At 40.6% G+C, this 4,693-nt stretch carries 5 protein-coding genes; all 5 read left to right on the top strand.

Annotation, left to right across the window (positions count from 1 at the left end):
• Positions 1-123 precede the first annotated feature (123 nt).
• Positions 124-1,002: a phage tail fiber protein gene (locus ACG9ZL_RS20705; RefSeq protein ID WP_419361709.1), complete on the top strand. Its 879-nt coding sequence runs from the start codon at positions 124-126 to the stop codon at positions 1,000-1,002.
• On the top strand, positions 986-1,774 hold the full coding sequence (locus tag ACG9ZL_RS20700) for a phage minor tail protein L (protein ID WP_419361706.1): 789 nt from the start codon (positions 986-988) through the stop codon (positions 1,772-1,774). Before ACG9ZL_RS20705 ends, ACG9ZL_RS20700 begins: the two co-directional genes overlap by 17 nt.
• A gap of 2 nt (positions 1,775-1,776) precedes the next feature.
• Complete coding sequence (locus tag ACG9ZL_RS20695; protein WP_419361703.1) at positions 1,777-2,520, top strand: C40 family peptidase; 744 nt, start codon at positions 1,777-1,779, stop codon at positions 2,518-2,520.
• A complete protein-coding gene (locus ACG9ZL_RS20690; RefSeq protein WP_419361700.1) occupies positions 2,513-3,139 on the top strand; it encodes a tail assembly protein in 627 nt (208 codons plus the stop codon). Before ACG9ZL_RS20695 ends, ACG9ZL_RS20690 begins: the two co-directional genes overlap by 8 nt.
• 53 nt (positions 3,140-3,192) lie before the next feature.
• Positions 3,193-4,693, top strand: a 1,501-nt coding sequence (locus tag ACG9ZL_RS20685; protein ID WP_419361697.1) for a TipJ family phage tail tip protein, incomplete at its 3' end; no start/stop codon positions are given.

Here is a 4,693-nt window from a genome sequence, read left to right as displayed (position 1 = left end):
CTATACACCTAGTCAAGTAGGTGGAATGATCTGGACTATTTCCACAACCTTTACCCAAGTTTTTTACCCTTAAATCTAATCAACTTCACGCCCCACTAGCTGGGGCTTTTTAGTGAGAAAAATATGACAATCCAGACAATTAATTTAGGCACTGCACCGAGTGGCGCAGGTGGTGACACGTTCCGCTCAACAGGCACAAAAGTAAATGAAAACTTCACAAATAATACCCATGCTGCAAGTCGATATGTCGGTACAGCTGCTGGCAATGTAATGGAGGTAGGGGCTTTTGGGCTTGGTGAGAATGCAGTGTATGTTACTAACGATACTTTGTTATCTGCATTGAGAAAAGGCTTTATTGCGATAGGTAATCAACCCGCAATTGTTTATGGGCAGCAGTTCGGAGCAGCGTATAACGGCATACTTAGATTGCCAACTGCGGGACAAAGTGAGATAAGCGTATCTAGGATTGGGCAAGTAATCGATAGTACAATTGGTCAAAACACGGATAGAATTATCGTCAAGACAACAGCAAATACACAAGTTGACCCCAACGGTTTTATTAAAGCAGCATCGCCTATCGTTAGTCTGTATGCTGATAAAATTGAACTAAATGATGAAGCCAAACAACAGTCTATTACGTTTGAAAAGCTTGGTGTTGGTGATTATTTAGTTAAAGGCTCGTTAGGCTTTGCACAAGATGGTTGGTATATCGAAATGCCAAAGGATGCCAATGGTAATGTTTTGGTTGCGGTTCAATATCAACAGCTTGAAGATAACACCATCGAAGTTAAAACCTTTGCTAAAAAGTTTGATGAAGAAACGGGTGATATTGTTCCGAATTTTGAAAAACCTCGTGATATTCCTGCTGGTCGTTGGATCGACATTCGCTTAAAGGAATTGCCTAAGCCTGAAATTGAAATTTCAAAAACACCTGCAGATTTTCAGCCAACTAACTTGGCTCAAGCTGTTTCGGAGGCATTGAAAGATGACTCTGCACAGTGATTTTCAAAAGCTGTATATTAATGGGTTAATTACACTATTTGAATTAGATGCCAGCGCTTTAGGTGCTGGCATTTTACGTTTCCATGGTCATATTTCTTATGAAGACTGGGAAAAGATTTACAGCTCGATTGGGTCAGATGGCTTGATGGGTTCTGATACAGGTTTAATAGGTAAAGTATTTGATATTGGTGATGAGAAAGTCTGGCATCGCAATATTATCTTTAATGGTCAGACTTTTGAGCCAATGGCGTTGCAAGTATCAGGCTTAGAAATGCGAAGTGATGGTAAGGCTTCTGCTCCGACTTTAAGTATGGCCAACAATATTAAAGGTATTCAAGGTGCGGTAACTGCATATTGTTTACAGTTTGGTGATTTTGCTGGTGCAAAGATCAAAGTCATTACCACATTAGCCAAATATCTCGATGCTGAAAACTTTAGTGCTGGTAATGCCACGGCTAATCCAAGTGAAAAGCGCGAGCAGATTTGGTTCATTGAACAAAAGACTTCTGAAAATGCTCAGCAAGTGACGTTTGAACTTTCTAATCCAGTGGATTTCGAAGGGCTAAAAATTCCTACGCGGCAAATCTCAAACTACTGCAACTGGGAATATCGAAGTGAAGAGTGCGGATATATCGGTTCTGCAATGTTTACTGAAAAAGATGAATCGACAGACAATCCAGCTTTAGATCGATGTAACTACCGAACATCAGGCTGTCGTTGCCGAGAGAACGAGCTTCATTTTGGTGGATTCCCTGCATCTTCAATGGTGTAAAAATGAAATTAAATAAAAAACTCAAAGCAGCGATTTTATCTCATGCTGAACAATGTTTCCCCGCAGAATGTTGCGGGGTTATTGTTTCTGGTACGTATATACCTTGTCGCAATGTCGCTGAAAAAGGTCAGTTTCAAATTCATCATGAAGACTTGGCGAATGCTGAAGATCAAGGTGAGATTCAAGCTTATGTACATTCACATCCAAATGCTACAGCACGTGCTTCTGATTTAGATTTATTACAAATTGAACTTCATGAAATGCCATGGGTAATTTGTGCATATCCTGAAGTTGATTTTCAAGTCTATGAACCCTGTGGCTATAAAGCCCCACTCATTGGTCGTGTTTACCATCATGGATATCAAGATTGCTATTCAATTGTTCGTGATTTTTATCATCGTGAGCTGGGTATTAAGTTGATAAATGTTGAACGTAAAGATGATTGGTGGAGAGATAAAAATCACAAATCCCTTTATCTAGAAAACCTAGACGCAGCTGGATTTTATGAGGTCAGTGAACCTCAGTATGGTGACATGTTGGTGTGTAATGTTGGCCGCACAGAACACCCGAATCATGCTGTGATCTGGCTTGGTAATCAGTGGCAACTCAAGTCAGAAGAAAGCACGAGTTGTTTTGGTGGACCATTAATCCTACATCATCCTTATGGTCGAAAGTCAGTGCGTGAAATCTTTGGGCAACAATGGCAAGAGCGTGTTGTTAAAATTGTGAGGCATAAGAATGCTTAAAACGATCAAATTATATGGCATACTCGGAAAGAAGTTTGGTAATGAATTTAAGCTTGCTGTTGAAAGTACCCGAGAAGCTGTAAGAGCGCTATCAGTCCAAGTACCCGGCTTTGAACAATTCATGCTAACCGCTCATGAACACGGACTTAGCTTTGCTGTTTTTCAAGATGATGAAAATATCTCTGAGGATCAGATTGATTTTGATACTGGCGCGACAATTATAAAGATTGTTCCGAAAGTTATGGGAGCTGGTGGTGATAGTGGAGTCTTTCAACTTGTGCTTGGAGCGATTCTGATTGCTGCATCATTTATACCTGGTATAGGTCAGGCTGCTCAAGTTGCATTGATTGGTGCGGGTGCTGGAATGGCTGTTGGTGGTGTTGTTCAAATGCTTACCCCAAAAGCGAATGAACAAGACCAAAACCAAGATGGAAATAAATCTAACTTTGGATTTGGTGGGGCAGTCACCACAATCGCACAAGGTAATCCAGTTCCGATTCTTTATGGTCAGCGTGAAGTCGGTGGATTCATTGTAAATGCTGGTCAATTTGCAGTAGATACCTTTAGTTCTGCTGATGCTGGTTATACAGGCGGTGGCAGCAGTGGTGGTAAGAAATAATCTCAAGAAGAATATAAGCGCATTAAGCGCTTTTTTATTGCGTGGGAAAAAGTATGCTTAAAACAGTAAAAGGCGCTAAAGGTGGCAGTCAAAGCCAAAGACAACCCAAAGTTGCAAATGATACCACTGCTTCAAAAACCTATGCACGTTTACAATATGGCATGAGTGAAGGAGAAGTCGAGGGCTTAGCAAATGGCTTTAAGTCAATCTTCCTTGATGACACACCAGTTGAAAACGATAGTGGTGCAAGAAACTTTCAAGATGTCACTCTAGATTTTCGTTCAGGTACCAATGATCAGGCATACATGGAAGGTTTTGAAAGTATTGCATCTGAAACTGCTGTAGGTGTTGAACTTAAAAGTGATACGCCTTGGGTGAAAGGTGTGACCAACCTTACACTTGATGCTGTGATTGTACGTGTTAGATTTGGTGCTTTAAAACAACAAGATCCAAGCAACGGTGATGTTTCAGGTATTGTTATTGATTACTCGATTGAAGTGCAGACTGATGGGGGATCATGGGAGTTAATGCTTGATACTCAAATGTCAGGAAAAACTTCAGCAAATTATGAACGTACCCATCGTATCGGCTTACCAAAAGCCAATAATAATTGGTTGATTCGAGTCACACGTAAAACACCGAATTCAAGCTCTGAATATGTCAGCGATAAGATGTATATTCAAGCCATTACTGAAGTTGTCGATCTTAAACTTGCCTACCCAAATACTGCCTTGATTGGCGTGCAATATGATGCTGAAACATTCTCGAATATTGCCAAAATTGCAGTAGATCTAAAGGGTGTAAAGATCAAAGTACCAAGCAACTATGATCCGGTAAGCCGAACTTACATCGGGATATGGGATGGCCTGTTTAAGCGTGCTTATAGCAATAATCCAGCTTGGATTTACTACGATTTATGCACCAATAAGCGATATGCACTTGGTAACCGCTTAACAGAGCCAATGATAGATAAATGGTCATTGTATCGTTTGGCTCAATATTGTGATCAGTTGGTGCCAGACGGCAAAGGTGAGCAAGAACCACGGTTCACTTGTAATGTGTATATTCAAAGTGCCGAATCTGCTTTTGATATTTTAAGCAAACTTGCAGGTTTATTTCGTGCAATCAGTTATTGGGATGGTAATTCAATCGTATGTGAAGCTGATTTGCCACAAGATACGATGTTTACCTATACATCTGCCAATATTATTGATGGCGCTCTTGGTATTAATTACACCGGTACACGTGCACGGGATCGGCATAATGCAGTCAAAGTTGCTTGGGATAATCCGCAAAATCGCTATAAGACTGAATATGTTTTTGTGCGTGATGAAAAATCAATTGCAGAGGCTAAAGCAGTACGCTTATTAGAACTAGAAGCATGGGGCTGTACATCAGAAGGGCAAGCACAACGTACTGGCCAATGGGCTTTAAAAACAGAACAACTTGAAACTCGCACTGTCACATTTAAAGTTGGGTTGGATGGCTATATTCCATTACCAGGTAAAGTGATTGAACTTGCTGATGAGTTGTTAGCTGGTCGTGCAAATGGTG

The sequence above is a fragment of the Acinetobacter legionensis genome (assembly GCF_048551735.1).
Classification (GTDB): domain Bacteria; phylum Pseudomonadota; class Gammaproteobacteria; order Pseudomonadales; family Moraxellaceae; genus Acinetobacter.
This window is presented reverse-complemented; position numbering and strand designations above follow the sequence as displayed.